Raw genomic sequence first — 16,089 nt, forward strand, 5'->3', positions numbered from 1 at the left:
GTATCGTGTCAACAAGGGAGAACATGACATGTCATTGATCAAAGGCGGACTTCTGGACCGTCGCGGATTTCTGAAAACCACGGTCGCGGCGGGTGTCGCGGCGGGTCTGCCAGGGGCGTCCTTTGCCCAGAGCACGCCAAAGCGCGGCGGTGACCTGCGCGTGGCGAAAGGCCACGGCCAGACGACGGACACGCTGGACCCCGGCCAGTGGGAGAACGGCTATATGCTGGCGCTGGGCTTCGGCGTTCACGGGCGTTTGACCGAGGTGGCCCCCGACGGGTCGCTGGTGCCGGAGCTGGCCGAAAGCTGGGAAGCGTCCGAGGATGCCAGCGAATGGCGGTTCAAGATTCGCCAGGGCGTGACGTTCCATGACGGCAAGCCGGTGACGGTCAAGGACGTGGTGGCGTCGATCAACCACCACCGGGGCGAGGATTCGACCTCGGCCGCGGGGCCGATCGTGGCGCCGATCTCGGATATCAAGGCCGAGGGCGAGGACACGGTGGTGTTCACGCTGGATGGCGGCAATGCCGACTTTCCGTTCATCCTGTCGGATTACCACCTGGTGGTCTGCCCGGCGACGGAGGACGGCATCGACTGGCAGTCGGGCAATGGCTGCGGCAGTTATGTCCTGAAGAACTTCAATGCCGGGGTCAGCAGCCAGTTCGAGCGCAACCCGAACCACTGGCGCGACGACGTGGCATGGTTCGACACGGTCGAGATGCTGTGCGTGGTGGACCAGAACGCGCGCACGACCGCGCTGGTGTCGGGCGACGTGCAGGCGATCGACCGGGTCGACCTGAAGGCCGCGAACCTGCTGGGCCGCAATCCCGGTGTGACCATCGAATCGGTGGCGGGCACGCAGCACTATACCTTCGCGATGTCCACGAATACCGACCCCTATACGGACAACAACATCCGTCAGGCCCTGAAATACGGCATCAACCGCGAGGAAATGGTCGAGAAGATCCTGTTCGGCTATGGCACGGTCGGCAACGACCATCCGATCGGCGAGGGGCAGCGCTTCTACAACTCCGAGCTGGAGCAGAAGACCTATGATCCCGACAAGGCGAAGTTCCACCTGAAAGAAGCCGGAATGGACAGCATCGACATCAACCTGTCGGCGTCGGATGCGGCCTTCGGCGGCGCGGTGGATGCGGCGATCCTCTACCAGGCGTCGGCCAAGGAGGCGGGCATCAACATCAACGTGGTACGCGAGCCCAAGGACGGTTACTGGTCGGACGTTTGGATGAAGAAGCCCTTCACCGCCGTCTACTGGGGCGGCCGGCCGGTCGAGGACCAGATGTTCGCCACCGCCTACCAGTGCGGGGCGGCATGGAACGACAGCTTCTGGTGCAATGACCGCTTCGAGGAGTTGCTGGTCAAGGCCCGTGCCGAGCTGGACGAGGACAAGCGCCGGGAGATGTATTACGAGATGCAGGACCTGGTGGCCAACCAGGGCGGCGTCGTGATCCCGATGTTTGCCAACTACGTCTTCGCGGTGGGCGAGAAGGTTGCCCATGGCGAGATGGCGTCGAACTGGGAGATGGACGGCGAGCGCTGGATGGAGCGCTGGTGGATGGCCTGATATTCGGGTTTGTTCGTGAGACTTGGAGGACCCCCGGTTTGGCCGGGGGTTTTTCTTTTGGTAGGGGCGGTGGGTTTTCACCCACCCTACGACGTGCCGAATAACGTTGGGGCCGGGAAGCGCGCGGAATCAAGGCCGGAGGCCGCCGCGCGATCGCCAGACCGCCCGGACGGGCTGGCGATTGGGTGACTTTGGCGCGCAAATCAAAGGTGTTACGGATTTGGCTGCCATAAAGTGCCCCGAACACCTGGCGGGTCGCCATCCCGCGGTCTGGCGCTCGCGCGGCTACCCCACCTTGTAAGGAAGCACCCCGCGCTCGTCCGGGGTGACTTGCAGGCGGCGTTCCAGCGGCGGGACCGAGCGCTGGTGGCACTGCGTGCGCTCGCAGATGCGACAGGAGATGCCGATGGGCTCGAAGGCCTGCGAGAGCGTCAGGTCGAGGTCGTCGGCATAGACCAGGGCGTCGGCGTGTTTCACTTCGCAGCCCAGGGCGATGGCGAAGCGGCGGACGGGCGCGCCGAAATGCCCGCCGCGTTTGGAGACGTCGCGGGCAAGGGAGATGTAGCGTACTCCGTCGGGAGTTTCGGCCAGCTGGCGCAGGAAGCGGCCCGGGGTTTCGAAGGCGCGGTGGACGTTCCAGAGGGGACACGCTCCGCCGAAGCGGGCGAATTGCAGGCGCGTGGCGGAGTGGCGCTTGGTGATGGTTCCGGCCTGGTCGACGCGGACGAAGAAGAAGGGCACGCCCTTGGCGCCGGGGCGTTGCAGGGTCGACAGGCGGTGACAGACCTGCTCGATGGACGCCCCGAAGCGGGTGGCGAGGCGTTCGAGGTCGTGGCGGTGGTGTTGGGCCGCTTGCAGGAAGGCGGTGTAGGGCATGAGCGCCGCCCCGGCGAAGTAGTTCGCCAGCCCGATCTTGGCGATGTCGCGCGCCGCCGGGGACTGGAACCGGGCGAGGTCGAGCGTGGCCTCGATCAGCTTTTCCTGTGTCAGCAGAGCCACTTGCAGGAGGAGTTGAAAGCGGCGCGTCTCGGGTTCGGCGTGGTTCGAGAGATAGAGGATCCGCGCGTCGCGGTCGTAGTGGCGCAGGCGCGCGTCGTCGCTGTCTACCACCTTGATGCCGAGCGCGTCGAGCCGGGCCTCCGCCAGGTCGGTGATGCGGCGGGGGCCGGAGGCGGGGCCGGCGAAATGTTCGGCCGCCCGGTCCACTGCGTCGATGTAGTTGTCGCAATAGTGGAAGAAGTCGCGCACCTCGTCCCAGGGGGAGGTCTGAGGGCGGGCATCCTCACGACCCAGCGCCTCGTCCAGAGAGGCGAGGCGTTCGTGTGTGTCGCGGTAGGCGCGGTGCAGTTCGAGAAAGGCGCGGGCCATGGCGGGGGCGTTGGAGGCCGTGAGGCGCAAGTCGCTGAGGCCGGGGATGTCGTCGGCGAAGACGGCGTCGGCCAGTGCCTCGCGCATGTCGGTCACCAGGCGTTCGGCGTCGCCGGTGGCGAGTTCGGTGACGTCGAAGCCGAATTCCTGGGCCAGGGCGAGGATGACCGTGGTGGAGACGGGCCGGTTGTTGTTCTCCATCTGGTTCAGGTAGGGCAGGGAGACGCCGAGCTTGGCGGCGAAATCCTTTTGCGTCAGGGCGAGGCGCTGGCGGGTTTCGCGCAGCTTGGCGCCGGCATAGAGTTTCTGGGTGGCCATGGGTGGCTCGCTTTGCAGGTTTGCGTAAGCGCAGGTTTAGATTTGCAAAGCGGCGCGCGCAAGGGCGGCGTTCAGACCGAGGACACGCCCACCTGCCGTTCGCGCAGGATGACGAGCGAGATGGCGAGAATGCCGCCAAGCGCCGTCAGCAGCATCAGCCACACCAGCGGGAAGGCTCCCGTGCCGGGGCCGAGCAGGGCTCCGGCCAGCGCCGACAGACCTGCACCGCCGCCGATCATCAGGAAGCCGGCAAGGCCACTGGCGGTGCCGGCGAGGCTGGGACGCACGGAGAGCGCGCCGGCGGTGGCGTTGGGGATGGTCATGCCGTTGCCCAGGCCCATCAGCGTCATCAGGCCGAAGAACGTGTAGGGCGTGCTGACCCCGGCATAAAGCGTGGCGAGGTTGACGGCGTGGCCGATGGCGTTGGCCACCGAGCCGTAGAACACCATGCGGTTGATGCCGATCCGGGTGGAGAAGCGGCCCGACAGGAAATTGCCGGTGAAATAGCCTACGGCGGGCGCGCCGAAGAAGAGGCCAAGCTGGGACGGGGTGAGCCCGAAGACCTGTGTGCCCACGAAGGGCGCACCGCCGAGATAGGCGAAGAACGCCCCCGAGGAGAGCGCGGCGGCGAGCGCGTAGCCCCAGAAGCGGTAGGAGGTAAACAGCTCGGGGTATTCTGCGAACTGGTCGCCGAAGGTGCGGCCTTCCAGCGGGGCGGTTTCGCCGAGGTCGTTCCAAACCAGCCAGAGCACGGCCGCGCCCATGGCGAAGAGCGCCCAGAAGCTGCCGTGCCAGTCGAAGGCGGCGTCGAGCATCCCGCCGATGGCCGGGCCGATCATCGGCACGACGGACATGCCCATGGTGACGTAGCCGATCATCGACGCGGCCCGGTCGGCGGGGACCATGTCGCGCACCACGGCGCGCGAGAGGACCATCGCGGCGACGATGCCGCCCTGGAACATGCGGAAGATCAGGAAGACCCAGATATTCGTGGACATCAGGCAGCCCAGTGTCGCCAGCAGGAAGATCACCAGCCCGCCGAGGATGACCGGGCGGCGCCCCACGCGGTCGGAGATGGGGCCGATCAGCAGTTGCAGGATGGCGTTGATGCCAAGGTAGCCCGCTACGGCGAGTTGCATCACGCCGTACTCCGTCTCGAAATAGGCGGTCATGCCGGGCAGGGACGGCAGGAAGATGTTGAGCGCCAGCGTCGAGATCCCGGCCAGCACGATCAGGGTGAAGATGTGCGGCGGAGTCGTGCGGTCGAGGAAGCGGACGGTGGGCATGTCAAAGGCGCTATCCCGGAGTGCGGGGGATGTCCAGATGGGCTGTGGCGTGAGCCATGGGCGGGGTGGGCGCGGCTGCGCCTCCGGGGACAGGCGGCTTCAGGTCTTGCCGCGCGTGTCCCTTTTTTGCACGTCATCGTCACCGTGTCGCGCGACGCCTTCCAGAAGATCGTCGGACAGGTGTGCGTGACCCGGCTTGCTGATAACGGAGAGCGAGCCGTTCGTTTCCATCACGACCCAGGCTGCCGCGTCGGTTTCGGACAGGCCCGCCGCGCGCAGCGCGGATTTCACTTCGTCCTCGGTCACGCGCTCGTATGTCATGTCCCGGTCCAGCAGGCGCCCGTCTTTCAGCAGCATGCGGGGCTGCGGCTTGACCAGCCGGGCGAAGCGCCTGGACCGCAGCGCGCCCCATGTGGTCAGCCATTGCAATACGGCCAGTACGGACACCGCGAGCATGGCGTCCAGCATGGACACCTTTCGCAGAAGGAGGCCCGACGCCATGATCGAGCCGATCGCAACCGTGATGATCCAGTCGAAATTGTTCATGTTGCCCGTCGTGCGCTTTCCGCTCAGACGGACAAGGACGATGATGAAGTAATAGAAGACCACGCATGACGCTGCGATGTGCATCAGGCGGTCGGGCTCGGATAGCCAGGTTTGTGCAGGTTCCATTCTGCATCAACGCCGTTCACAAACCTGTGTTCCCCTGGATGTGGCCGGCTCGCCGGGAACGCGCATGGAGCGAAGGTGTCGCCGCACCCATGGACCGGTCCGTTTGACGAGTTGCCGGACCGGGTGATTTGCAGATTTGCAATTTAGCAATCCGCGCTTAGCGGGATTTGGCAAATTTGCGGAAATTGTCTTGGATGAGGTGCGCGCAACCAGTAGGGTCGCGCCAGCAAATCAAGGGGGCCTCGATGAAAGATATCCTTCAGGAACTGGACACGCGCCGCGGCAACGCGCGGCTGGGCGGCGGGCAGAAGCGGATCGACGCGCAGCACGAGAAAGGCAAGCTGACCGCGCGCGAGCGGATCGACCTGCTGCTGGACGAGGACAGTTTCGAAGAGTTCGACATGTTCGTGGCCCATCGTTGTACCGATTTCGGGATGGAGAAGAACCGGCCCTATGGCGATGGCGTGGTGACCGGCTGGGGCACCATCAACGGCCGTCAGGTCTATGTCTTCAGCCAGGATTTCACCGTGCTGGGCGGATCGGTGTCGCATACCCACGCGATGAAGATCTGCAAGATCATGGACATGGCGATGCAGAACGGCGCGCCGGTGATCGGCATCAACGACTCGGGCGGTGCGCGGATCCAGGAGGGCGTGGACAGCCTTGCGGGGTATGGCGAAGTGTTCCAGCGCAATATCGAGGCTTCGGGCGTGGTGCCGCAGATCAGCGTGATCACCGGGCCATGCGCGGGCGGGGCGGTGTATTCGCCGGCGATGACCGACTTCATATTCATGGTGCGCGACAGCTCGTACATGTTCGTGACCGGCCCGGACGTGGTCAAGACCGTGACCAACGAGCAGGTGACGGCGGAGGAGCTGGGCGGGGCCTCGACCCACACGAAAAAGTCCTCGGTCGCAGATGCGGCCTTCGAGAACGACGTGGAGGCGATGGCCGAGGTGCGGCGGCTGGTGGATTTCCTGCCGCTGAACAACCGAGAGCCGGTTCCGGTGCGCCCGTTCTTCGACGACCCGGATCGCGCCGAGACGAGCCTGGATACGCTGATCCCGGACAACCCCAACATGCCCTACGACATGAAGGAGCTGATCGTGAAGGTCGCCGACGAGGGCGATTTCTATGAGATCCAGGAGGATTTCGCGAAGAACATGGTCACCGGGTTCATCCGCCTCGAGGGCCGCACGGTGGGTGTGGTGGCGAACCAGCCCATGGTGCTGGCCGGGTGTCTGGACATCGACAGTTCCCGCAAGGCGGCGCGGTTCGTGCGGTTCTGCGACTGTTTCGAGATCCCGATCCTGACCTTCGTGGACGTGCCCGGCTTTCTGCCCGGCACCAGCCAGGAGCATAACGGCGTGATCAAGCACGGCGCGAAGCTGCTGTTTGCCTATGGCGAGGCGACGGTGCCGAAGGTGACGGTGATCACGCGCAAGGCCTACGGGGGCGCGTATGTGGTGATGAGCTCCAAGCACCTGCGGGGGGACATCAACTATGCCTGGCCCACGTCGGAGATCGCGGTGATGGGCGCCAAGGGCGCGACGGAGATCATCCATCGGGGCGACCTGGGCGATGACGAGAAGATCGCCAAGCACACGGCGGATTACGAGGAGCGGTTCGCCAACCCCTTCGTGGCGGCGGAGCGCGGCTTCATCGACGAGGTGATCCAGCCGCGCAGCACGCGCAAGCGGGTGAGCCGGGCCTTTGCGGCGCTGCGCCACAAGAAGCGCAAGCTGCCGTGGAAGAAGCACGACAATATTCCGTTGTAGGGCGGGATTTATCCCGTCACGGGCGGCGGGGTGAACCCCGCCCTGCGAGATTGGTCGAAGGTACGAATTGAGATGAGCCGGGGCTTTCATATCCTGCGCGAGGCAGGCGCGGTGACCGTGGCGCGGCGGGTGCCGGTGCGGTTCGACGTGAGCGCCGAGGCGCGCTTTGGCCCGCTGCGCAAGCTGGCGCTGGCGCAGCAGGTGCGGCAGGACCTGTGGCGCGTCTTGCAAAACGTGCGGGGCTTTGCGCCGGTCGTCAGGGTCGTGGAGGCCGAGGATGGCGTGACGCTGACCGCGGGCGGGCAGGTGGAGGGGCGGCATGACCGCGCCCGGCTGGAGGGTGTCATCGCGGCGCTGCTGGCCGATCCGGGCCACGTCGCGCGCTGGACGAGGTGGGCGCGATGAAAGAAATGTTGGCAGGGACGCTGGCCGCGCTGATGGCGCTGGCCGCCCCAGAGCAGGGCGAGGCGCAAGAGGAGGAGCGTCTTGTCCTGCCATCGGGGCTGGAGGCGGAATTGCAGGAGACCATCACCGGCGAGGCGGCGATGGGCATGACGGTGCGGTTCCGCTTCGTGGCCGAGGATTTCACGGGAACCGAGGATTTCGAGGTGCAGACCGCGGACCTGGAATACCTGTGCAACGACTATGCCCTGCCACGCCTGGCGCCGGGGCAGCGCCCGCCCGACAGGGTGGTGATCTCGGTGGCCGACAGGCCGTCGGAATTCGGCCGGTTCGACCCCGATGTGACGCAGATTTTCGAGAGTTTCTCGGTCAAGGACGCAACCTGTATCTTGGAGCTGTTCTGATGAATGCACAATATGTTGCGGATCAAAGCGCAGCCCCGCGCGGGTTTGAGGCTTTCCAGACACAGGCAGGCGGGATCGCGCCGGGCAGATATGAAACGTTGACGGATTCCGCTATTGTCACACTTGGTTACATATCCGTGACCCATTCCTCGAACGAGGGGCAGATGGGGCGTTTGGCGCGCCATGTGCTGGAGTACAGAGACAGGAGACAAACATGTCGAACAGCATCAAGAGCATCCTCACGGTTGGTCTGGTTGCCCTCGTGGCAGCCTGCGGTCAGCAGCAGCAAGAAGAAGAATTCGTCGTGGTCGATCCGGAGCCGATCTCGACCGAGCCGACCTACACCGGCAAGCTCAAGTAAGCACCCGAACGCACGACAGGGGCAGGCCCTCGGGCCTGTCCTGATCCACCCTGTCCTGATGGACGGCGAGACCCGGCGGTCCCTGCGCGGTTGCGGAGGCGGGTCATGATCAAGCACCGCGGCTTTCCGGGGCGTCTGCCCGGCAGCGATTTCCAGTTCACCATTCGCCGTGCCAACCCCAAGGGCGCCACCGCCATCGTGCGCCGCGAGCGCTATCGCGACCGGCGTCCGGCCGACAAGCGCGCCGACACCGCCTTTGTCCGCGCCTTGTGGGAGGCTTTTGGCGATCAGCCCTTCGAGCGGGGCAACCTGGATGCCGGCCGGCTGAGCTGGCTGTTCGGCCGCGAAGTGCTGCCGGCCGAGGACGCGTTCGATTCGGAAAGCTACGAAGCGCTGCTGGTGCTGGACGTCGCGGCGGCAAGGCGCGCCTTTCCGGACGCGTTCGAGGAAGGGGAACCGGCATGATTGGCGCAACTCCGGTCCTTTATTTAGGCACGTTTTTGCCGACGACCCGCGGATTCACGCGAATTGCAGCCGATCACCTGCAGGATGAGACTTGGGGCTTGGCGCAATGCCAGATTGCGTGCACCGTCACTAGTGTAGTGGCGGCCTTCCCCCAATGGGCCGAGACATACCGTCTAAACCGTTACCCTTCCCCTGATGGGCGGCCTTATGCATTGTTGCAGAGGCCGCCCTTTTTTACGTGCGAGTCAAAGGCTTACGCGGATAGGCGAGGTTGCGCCCAAATCGCCCGAGGCCGGAGGACGGGCTTTGATTCCGCCGCGGAACTGGCGTTGAGTGAGCGCAATTCAGATCAAGAAACGCGAGGCGACATCCGATGCAGTTCCGTAAATCCCTTCCTTTCTTCCTGTGCCTCCCAGTTTTCCTGGCGGCCTGCGGCAACACCGTGCCGGAACAGGCGCTGTTCGGCGGGGCCGCGGGCACCGGCGCGGCGGCCGTCGTGGGAGGATCGCTGCTTACCGGTGCGGCGGTGGGCGCCGCGGGCAACGTGGCGTTCTGCCAGGTCTACCCGGACAAATGCCTGTAGCCTGAATTTCGCGCCCGTCACCGGGCGGCTCAACCTGCATGAAACCACCCCTCGCGCCAGCGGGGCGGTGGTTTTTTCGTATCACCCCCGTCCGGCAGGCTCGCCGGGGCGGGCAAGACTGAAGGGGACGTGAGATGTTCAAGAAAATCCTGATCGCCAACCGGGGCGAGATCGCCTGCCGCGTCATCAAGACGGCGCGCAAGATGGGCATATCGACGGTGGCGATTTACTCGGACGCCGACCGTCACGCGCTGCACGTGGAGATGGCCGACGAAGCGGTGCATATCGGCCCGCCGCCGGCGTCGGAGTCGTATATCGTCATCGACAAGGTGATGGAAGCGATCAAGCAGACCGGCGCCGAGGCGGTGCATCCCGGCTATGGTTTCCTGTCGGAGAACCCCAAGTTCGCCGAGGCGCTGGAGGCCGCCGGCGTGGCCTTTATCGGGCCGCCCAAGAAGGCCATCGAGGCGATGGGCGACAAGATCACCTCGAAGAAGATCGCCGCCGAGGCGGATGTGAACACCGTGCCGGGGCACATGGGCCTGATCGAGGATGCCGACGAGGCGCTGAAGATCTCGGAAGAGATCGGCTTTCCGGTGATGCTGAAGGCCAGCGCGGGCGGCGGCGGCAAGGGGATGCGGATCGCGTGGAATGCCGAGGAAGTGCGCGAGGGCTTCCAGGCGTCGAAGAACGAGGCGGCCAGCAGTTTCGGTGACGACCGGATGTTCATCGAGAAGTTCGTGACGCAGCCGCGCCACATCGAGATCCAGGTGCTGTGCGACAGCCACGGCAACGGGGTGTATCTAGGCGAGCGGGAATGCTCGATCCAGCGGCGGAACCAAAAGGTGATCGAAGAGGCGCCGAGCCCGTTTCTGGATGAAGAGACGCGCAAGGCGATGGGCGAGCAGGCTTTGGCGCTGGCCCATGCGGTGGGCTATTCCAGCGCGGGCACGGTGGAGTTCATCGTCGATGGCGACAAGAACTTCTACTTCCTGGAGATGAACACGCGCCTTCAGGTGGAGCATCCGGTGACAGAACTGATCACCGGCGTGGACCTGGTGGAGCAGATGATCCGCGTGGCGGCGGGTGAAAAGCTGTCGCTGAGCCAGGACGATATAAAGCTGACCGGCTGGGCGATGGAAAGCCGGCTGTATGCCGAAGACCCGTATCGCAACTTCCTGCCCTCGATCGGGCGGCTGGTGCGCTATCGCCCGCCGGTGGAGGTGGCGGCTGGGCCGCTGCTGGACAAGGGCAAGTGGCAGGACGAGGCCGAGGCCGGCGAGACGGCGGTGCGCAACGATACCGGCGTCTACGAGGGCGGCGAGATTTCAATGTATTACGACCCGATGATCGCGAAGCTCTGCACCTGGGCGCCCGACCGGGGCGCGGCCATCGAGGCTATGCGCGTGGCGCTGGATTCGTTCGAGCTGGAAGGGATCGGGCACAACTTGCCGTTCCTGAGTGCGGTGATGGATCACCCCAAGTTCGTGTCGGGCGACATGACCACGGCGTTCATCGCCGAGGAGTATCCCGACGGGTTCGAGGGTGTGGAACTGGAGGAGGCGGCGCTGCGGCGGATCGCGGCCAGTTGTGCGGCGATGCACCGGGTGGCGGAGATCCGGCGCACGCGGGTGTCGGGCCGGATGGACAACCACGAGCGCCGCGTGGGCGAGGACTGGGTCGTCAGCCTGCAAGGCATGAGTTACGAGGTCAGCGTTGCCGCGGATCGCGACGGCGCCACGGTGACCTTCGCGGATGGCGCCACGCACCGGGTGTCCAGCGACTGGACGCCGGGCGACGCGCTGGCGGTGCTGGACGTCGATGGCGAGACGGTGGTGCTGAAGGTCGGCAAGGTGTCGGGCGGGTTCCGCATCCGCAACCGGGGCGCGGACCTGAAGGTGCATGTGCGCACGCCGCGCCAGGCGGAACTGGCGCTGTTAATGCCCGAGAAACTTGCCGCTGATACATCGAAGATGCTGCTGTGCCCGATGCCGGGCCTGATCGTCAGCGTGAATGTCGCGGAGGGCGACGAGGTGCAGGAAGGCCAGGCGCTGTGCACCGTGGAGGCGATGAAGATGGAGAACATCCTGCGGGCCGAGCGCAAGGCCGTGGTGACGAAGATCAACGCCGGACCGGGCGACAGCCTGGCGGTGGATGACGTGATCATGGAGTTCGAATGACGCGGTGACCCTGCGCGGGACTCATATCCTGCCCGCGGCGATGGCGGGCGCGGTCCTGCTAGGGGCCTGCACGCGCGACGACGAGGCGTCGATGCGGGCGCGGCTGGCGCCGTGGTTCAGCCTGGGCGAGACGCTGGCGTTTTCTTCCAAGGCGCGGTGTGCCGCGGCGGCGTTCCGGCTGGTGAACGCGGATATCGGGGCTGCGGTGCCGGTCGAGCGCAACGTGCCCGACATGCTGCGCGCGCTGCCCAGACGGGGCGTTGCGGCGCTGGACGACCCCGATATGACGCCGGATGCGGCGATGGTGGACGCGGTCAACACGCAGCGCACGTTCGGGATGCAGATGCGCCGTGCGGGGCTGGAGGCGCGGCCCTGCATGGACGGCAAGGTGGGGGTGGAGTTCCGCCGCCTGCTGATGCGCCCCGAGACCGTGCTGGCCTATGAGACGACCGACGGCACGCTGATGCTGATGGACCGCGCGAACCGGGTTCTGGTGGTCGCGGCGGGAGAGCGGGCATGAACGGTGCGTGGGATCAGTTGCCGCTCAGCCGGTCGCGGATTTCCTGTTGCCGGATCGGCATCTTGTCGATGGCGCGGGACAGCTCGCGCACGCTCCATGGCGCGGGTTTGCGCAGCTCGACCTTGCCGTCCTTGCCGATGAGCGCCAGCATGAAGCCGCGCGGGCGCAACCTGCGGCGCAGGTCGCTGTCGGCGGAGGGGTCGGTATCGGTCAGCACCACGACATCGCGCCGGTCCAGATCGTCCAGCCGGTCGGTGATGAAGTTCATCTGTTCGATGAAGCGCGGATCCGAGGCGTTGTCGGCAAAGACGACGATGGGGCGCTTTATCCAGAGAAATTCGTTCAAATCGACGCTTTCGCCGGCAAGTATGATTCCGTCCTCCGGCGATCCGTCGGTCGCGCGGGCCGTGTCCGCGACGAGTGATATCGACGTAAGTGCCAGAAAAGAAAGAACGATCAGCTTGCGCATTGGGCCTCCTGCTGGACCAGATATAAGGCCCGAGGCGCCGAATGCGAAGGCCGTTTGGCCGCAGGGCCGCGAAAATTTTACCGTTAATCCCGTGGTCAGGTCCCGTGGTGCAGGCTGGCGCGACGCAAGGTCGACCGCCCGCAGGCCGCGGGCCGCACGGGAAAGGCGCGGGATCATGGACGTTGTTCTGCATATCGGGGCTCACCGGACGGCCACCACCACGTTCCAGGCCTACCTGGCGGCGAACCGGGCGGCGCTGGGGCGGATGGGCATCGCCGTTTGGGGGCCGAAACAGACGCGTGACGGCCTGCTGACCGGGGTGATACCGATCGAGAGCCCGCGCCCGCCGCAGGAGCAGCTGGAGCGCGCCCGCGCGCGGGTGGCGATCAACATGGCCCGCGAACGCAGGGCCGGCGCCAAGGTGCTGGTGATCAGCGACGAGAACATGATCGGGGCGCCGCGCCGCTGCCTGCGGCAGGGGCGGCTTTACCCCGATATCGGCCAGCGCCTGGCGCGGTTCGCCCATGCCTTCGACGGCCAGGTGACGCGGGCCTGCCTGTCGATCCGCAGTCATGACAGCTTTTGGGCGTCGGTGGTGTCCTTCGGCGTGGCGCGGGGGCATCGCGTGCCGGACCAGGCGGTGCTGGATGCGCTGGCGGCTTCGCCGCGGCTGTGGCGGGACGTGGTGCTGGACGTGGCCTGCGCCCTGCCCAAGGTCGAGCTGAGCGTGCTGCCCTACGAGATTTTCGGCGGCCTGCCCGAGCGGGTGCTGGAACACATGACCGGGCATGGCCCGATGCCGCGCGCCCATGCGCGGGACTGGAGGAACCAGGGCCCCGGCCTGGGCCAGCTGCGCCGGATCGTGGGAGAGCGTGGCGGCGACCCTGCGCGCCTGCCCGAAGGGGCGGGCAAGTGGCAACCGTTCGACGAGACCGCCTTGCGCGAGATGCGCGAGGCCTATGCCGACGATCTGTTCTGGCTGCGTGCCGGGGCAGAGGGATTGGCGCAGCTGACAGAGGAAACCGGCCCGGTGAAGACGGGGACAACCCCGCGCCCGGACCAGAGGAAAAGAGGACAAGACGATGGGATCGAAGACCGACGATTGGCGTAAGATCGCGGAAGGCGAGCTGAAGGGCCGTCCGCTGGAGGACCTGACGTGGAAGACCCTTGAGGGGATCGACGTCAAGCCGCTCTATACCGAGGAAGATGTCGAGGGTATGGACCACCTTGGCACCATCCCCGGGCAGGCGCCGTTCACGCGGGGCGTTAAGGCCACGATGTATGCCGGGCGTCCCTGGACGATCCGGCAATATGCGGGCTTTTCCACGGCCGAGGAATCGAACGCCTTTTATCGCCGCAATCTGGCGGCCGGGCAGCAGGGCGTCTCGGTGGCATTCGATCTGGCGACGCACCGCGGTTACGACAGCGATCACCCGCGCGTGGTGGGCGATGTGGGCAAGGCGGGTGTGGCCATCGACAGTGTCGAGGACATGAAAATCCTGTTCGACGGCATCCCGCTGGACCAGGTCAGCGTGTCGATGACCATGAACGGCGCGGTGATCCCGGTTCTGGCCAGTTTCATCGTCGCGGGGGAAGAGCAAGGGCATGACCGCAGCGCCCTGTCGGGCACCATTCAGAACGACATCCTGAAAGAGTTCATGGTGCGCAACACCTATATCTATCCGCCCGAGCCCAGTATGCGGATCGTCAGCGACATCATCGAGTTCACGGCGAACGATATGCCGCGCTTCAACTCGATCAGTATCTCCGGCTATCACATGCAGGAGGCCGGCGCGAACCTGGTGCAGGAGCTGGCCTATACGCTGGCTGATGGCCGGGAATACGTGAAGGCCGCGATCGAGGCCGGGATGGACGTGGACCGCTTTGCCGGGCGGCTTTCGTTCTTTTTTGCAATCGGCATGAATTTCTTCATGGAGGCCGCCAAGCTGCGGGCGGCGCGTCTGCTGTGGCACCGGATCATGACCGAGTTCGGGGCGAAGAACGACCGCTCCAAGATGCTGCGGACGCATTGCCAGACCAGCGGTGTTTCGTTGCAGGAGCAGGACCCCTACAATAACGTCGTGCGCACCGCCTACGAGGCGATGAGCGCCGTTCTGGGCGGCACGCAGAGCCTGCACACCAACGCGCTGGACGAAGCCATCGCGCTGCCCACGGATTTCAGCGCGCGGATCGCGCGGAACACGCAGCTGATCCTGCAGGAAGAGACCGGCGTGACGGCGGTGGTCGACCCGCTGGCGGGGTCCTATTACGTCGAGAGCCTGACCGCCGAGCTGGCCGAAAAGGCGTGGGAGCTGATGGAAGAGGTCGAGGAAATGGGCGGCATGACCAAGGCCGTGGCCAGCGGGATGCCCAAGCTGCGGATCGAGGAATCGGCGGCCACACGGCAGGCGATGATCGACCGGGGCGACGAGGTGATCGTCGGCGTCAACAAGTACCGCAAGGACAAGGAAGACCCGATCGACATCCTGGACGTGGACAACGTCAAGGTGCGCAAGGGGCAGGTCGAGGCGTTGGAGCGTATCCGCGCGGAGCGTGACGAGGACGCCTGCACCAAGGCACTGGATGAATTGACGCGCCGCGCCAAGGACGGCGGCAATTTGCTGGAGGCCGCGGTGGAAGCGGCCCGCGCAAGAGCTACTGTGGGGGAAATCAGCATGGCCATGGAAAAGGAATTCGGACGGCACCGCGCCGAGGTGAAGACGCTGGCCGGGGTCTACGGCAAGGCCTACGAGGGCGACGAGGGTTTCGCCGCGATCCAGAAATCGGTCGAGGCCTTTGCCGAGGACGAGGGGCGGCGGCCCCGGATGCTGGTCGTCAAGATGGGGCAGGACGGGCACGACCGGGGCGCCAAGGTGATCGCCACGGCATTCGCCGACATTGGCTTCGACGTGGATGTGGGCCCGCTGTTCCAGACACCGGACGAGGCGGCGCAGGACGCCATCGACAACGACGTGCATGTGATCGGCATTTCCAGCCAGGCGGCGGGGCACAAGACGCTGGCGCCGCAGCTGATCGATGCGCTGAAGGAGAAGGATGCGGGTGATATCATCGTGATCTGCGGCGGGGTCATTCCGCAACAGGATTACGAGTTCCTGAAGGATGTGGGCGTGAAGGCCATTTTCGGGCCCGGCACCAACATCCCCGAGGCGGCGCAGGATATCCTGCGGCTGATCCGCGAGGCGCGGGCAGCCTGATGCAGAAGCGCCCGAAGATCCTGATCGGCATGGCGGCGGGGCTGGTATGGGCCGTGGCCGTGCTGTGGATCGGGCGCCAGATCCCGGTGCCGATGGCGATGATGCAGCCGACGCTGATGGGCGCGGCCTTTGGCCCGGGTGTGGTGCTGGCGCTGATGATCGGGCGGCTGGCGCAGCGGCGGTTCTTCGACGATGACATCATCGACGGGCAGCCGCTCACAGGTGGCGCGGCGGTGGATTCGCGCGTGTTGCAGAACACCGTCGAGCAGGTGGTGTTGGCCTTGTGCATCTGGCCGCTGGTGGGGTTTTTCCTGGGCGCGGGCACGGTGCTGGCGCTGGGGATCGGCTTTGCCGTGGCGCGGGTGGCGTTCTGGGTGGGGTACCATATGGCGCCGCCCTTGCGGGCCTTCGGATTTGCGGCGACGTTCTATCCCACGGTGCTGGCGGCGCTTTGGGTGCTGTGGCGACTGACGGTGGGGTGAG

The 16,089-nt window shown here is 65.7% G+C and carries 16 protein-coding genes; 12 read left to right on the top strand and 4 right to left on the bottom strand.

The features are described from left to right. Positions 1-28 precede the first annotated feature (28 nt). The gene (locus ACQY4V_RS04355; protein WP_428515675.1) at positions 29-1,585 is read left to right on the top strand and encodes an ABC transporter substrate-binding protein; all 1,557 of its coding nucleotides are present in this window, start codon (positions 29-31) and stop codon (positions 1,583-1,585) included. A gap of 285 nt (positions 1,586-1,870) precedes the next feature. Here the strand turns inward: ACQY4V_RS04355 and ACQY4V_RS04360 are convergent, their stop codons facing one another. The 3 genes from ACQY4V_RS04360 to ACQY4V_RS04370 all read right to left on the bottom strand — a co-directional run bounded on the left by ACQY4V_RS04360 (position 1,871) and on the right by ACQY4V_RS04370 (position 5,229). Then, the gene (locus ACQY4V_RS04360; RefSeq protein WP_428515676.1) at positions 1,871-3,271 is read right to left on the bottom strand and encodes a helix-turn-helix domain-containing protein; all 1,401 of its coding nucleotides are present in this window, start codon (positions 3,269-3,271) and stop codon (positions 1,871-1,873) included. 71 nt (positions 3,272-3,342) lie between these two features. Further along, complete coding sequence (locus tag ACQY4V_RS04365) at positions 3,343-4,557, bottom strand: multidrug effflux MFS transporter (RefSeq protein WP_428515677.1); 1,215 nt, start codon at positions 4,555-4,557, stop codon at positions 3,343-3,345. Positions 4,558-4,656: 99 nt separating this feature from the next. Continuing rightward, positions 4,657-5,229: a DUF421 domain-containing protein gene (locus tag ACQY4V_RS04370; RefSeq protein WP_428515678.1), complete on the bottom strand. Its 573-nt coding sequence runs from the start codon at positions 5,227-5,229 to the stop codon at positions 4,657-4,659. 245 nt (positions 5,230-5,474) lie between these two features. Here ACQY4V_RS04370 and ACQY4V_RS04375 point away from each other — a divergent pair, with 245 nt between their 5' ends. The 8 genes from ACQY4V_RS04375 (at position 5,475) to ACQY4V_RS04410 (ending at position 11,922) form a co-directional block, all read left to right on the top strand. Next, complete coding sequence (locus ACQY4V_RS04375; RefSeq protein WP_428515679.1) at positions 5,475-7,007, top strand: acyl-CoA carboxylase subunit beta; 1,533 nt, start codon at positions 5,475-5,477, stop codon at positions 7,005-7,007. A 72-nt stretch (positions 7,008-7,079) separates the two neighbouring features. Further along, positions 7,080-7,412, top strand: coding sequence for a hypothetical protein (locus tag ACQY4V_RS04380; protein ID WP_428515680.1), 333 nt, complete (start codon positions 7,080-7,082; stop codon positions 7,410-7,412). Next, positions 7,409-7,813, top strand: coding sequence for a DUF6497 family protein (locus ACQY4V_RS04385; protein WP_428515681.1), 405 nt, complete (start codon positions 7,409-7,411; stop codon positions 7,811-7,813). Before ACQY4V_RS04380 ends, ACQY4V_RS04385 begins: the two co-directional genes overlap by 4 nt. Positions 7,814-8,027: 214 nt before the next feature. Continuing rightward, positions 8,028-8,174, top strand: a complete 147-nt coding sequence (locus ACQY4V_RS04390) for a hypothetical protein (protein ID WP_428515682.1) — start codon at positions 8,028-8,030, stop codon at positions 8,172-8,174. 105 nt (positions 8,175-8,279) lie between these two features. Further along, the gene (locus ACQY4V_RS04395) at positions 8,280-8,639 is read left to right on the top strand and encodes a hypothetical protein (protein ID WP_428515683.1); all 360 of its coding nucleotides are present in this window, start codon (positions 8,280-8,282) and stop codon (positions 8,637-8,639) included. Positions 8,640-9,012: 373 nt separating this feature from the next. Beyond that, on the top strand, positions 9,013-9,222 hold the full coding sequence (locus ACQY4V_RS04400; RefSeq protein ID WP_428515684.1) for a hypothetical protein: 210 nt from the start codon (positions 9,013-9,015) through the stop codon (positions 9,220-9,222). Positions 9,223-9,356: 134 nt separating this feature from the next. After that, positions 9,357-11,402 carry an acetyl-CoA carboxylase biotin carboxylase subunit gene (locus ACQY4V_RS04405; protein WP_428515685.1) on the top strand — a complete coding sequence of 682 codons (2,046 nt, stop codon included), beginning with the start codon at positions 9,357-9,359 and terminating at the stop codon, positions 11,400-11,402. 4 nt (positions 11,403-11,406) lie between these two features. Beyond that, a complete protein-coding gene (locus tag ACQY4V_RS04410; protein ID WP_428515686.1) occupies positions 11,407-11,922 on the top strand; it encodes a hypothetical protein in 516 nt (171 codons plus the stop codon). 13 nt (positions 11,923-11,935) lie between these two features. On the opposite strand, the gene ACQY4V_RS04415 is transcribed toward ACQY4V_RS04410, so the two are convergent. Next, on the bottom strand, positions 11,936-12,391 hold the full coding sequence (locus tag ACQY4V_RS04415) for a DUF4174 domain-containing protein (RefSeq protein ID WP_428515687.1): 456 nt from the start codon (positions 12,389-12,391) through the stop codon (positions 11,936-11,938). 175 nt (positions 12,392-12,566) lie between these two features. Here ACQY4V_RS04415 and ACQY4V_RS04420 point away from each other — a divergent pair, with 175 nt between their 5' ends. From ACQY4V_RS04420 to ACQY4V_RS04430, 3 genes are read left to right on the top strand one after another with little or no spacing between them, the layout of a single operon-like run. Further along, a complete protein-coding gene (locus ACQY4V_RS04420; RefSeq protein WP_428515688.1) occupies positions 12,567-13,502 on the top strand; it encodes a hypothetical protein in 936 nt (311 codons plus the stop codon). Continuing rightward, positions 13,474-15,606, top strand: a complete 2,133-nt coding sequence (scpA, locus tag ACQY4V_RS04425; protein ID WP_428515689.1) for a methylmalonyl-CoA mutase — start codon at positions 13,474-13,476, stop codon at positions 15,604-15,606. Before ACQY4V_RS04420 ends, scpA begins: the two co-directional genes overlap by 29 nt. Beyond that, positions 15,606-16,088 carry an MAPEG family protein gene (locus ACQY4V_RS04430; RefSeq protein WP_428515690.1) on the top strand — a complete coding sequence of 161 codons (483 nt, stop codon included), beginning with the start codon at positions 15,606-15,608 and terminating at the stop codon, positions 16,086-16,088. Before scpA ends, ACQY4V_RS04430 begins: the two co-directional genes overlap by 1 nt. The last annotated feature ends 1 nt before the right edge of the window (position 16,089 follow it).

Origin of the sequence: Roseovarius sp., assembly GCF_965277045.1 — a bacterium.
In the GTDB taxonomy this organism is placed as follows: Bacteria; Pseudomonadota; Alphaproteobacteria; order Rhodobacterales; family Rhodobacteraceae; genus Roseovarius.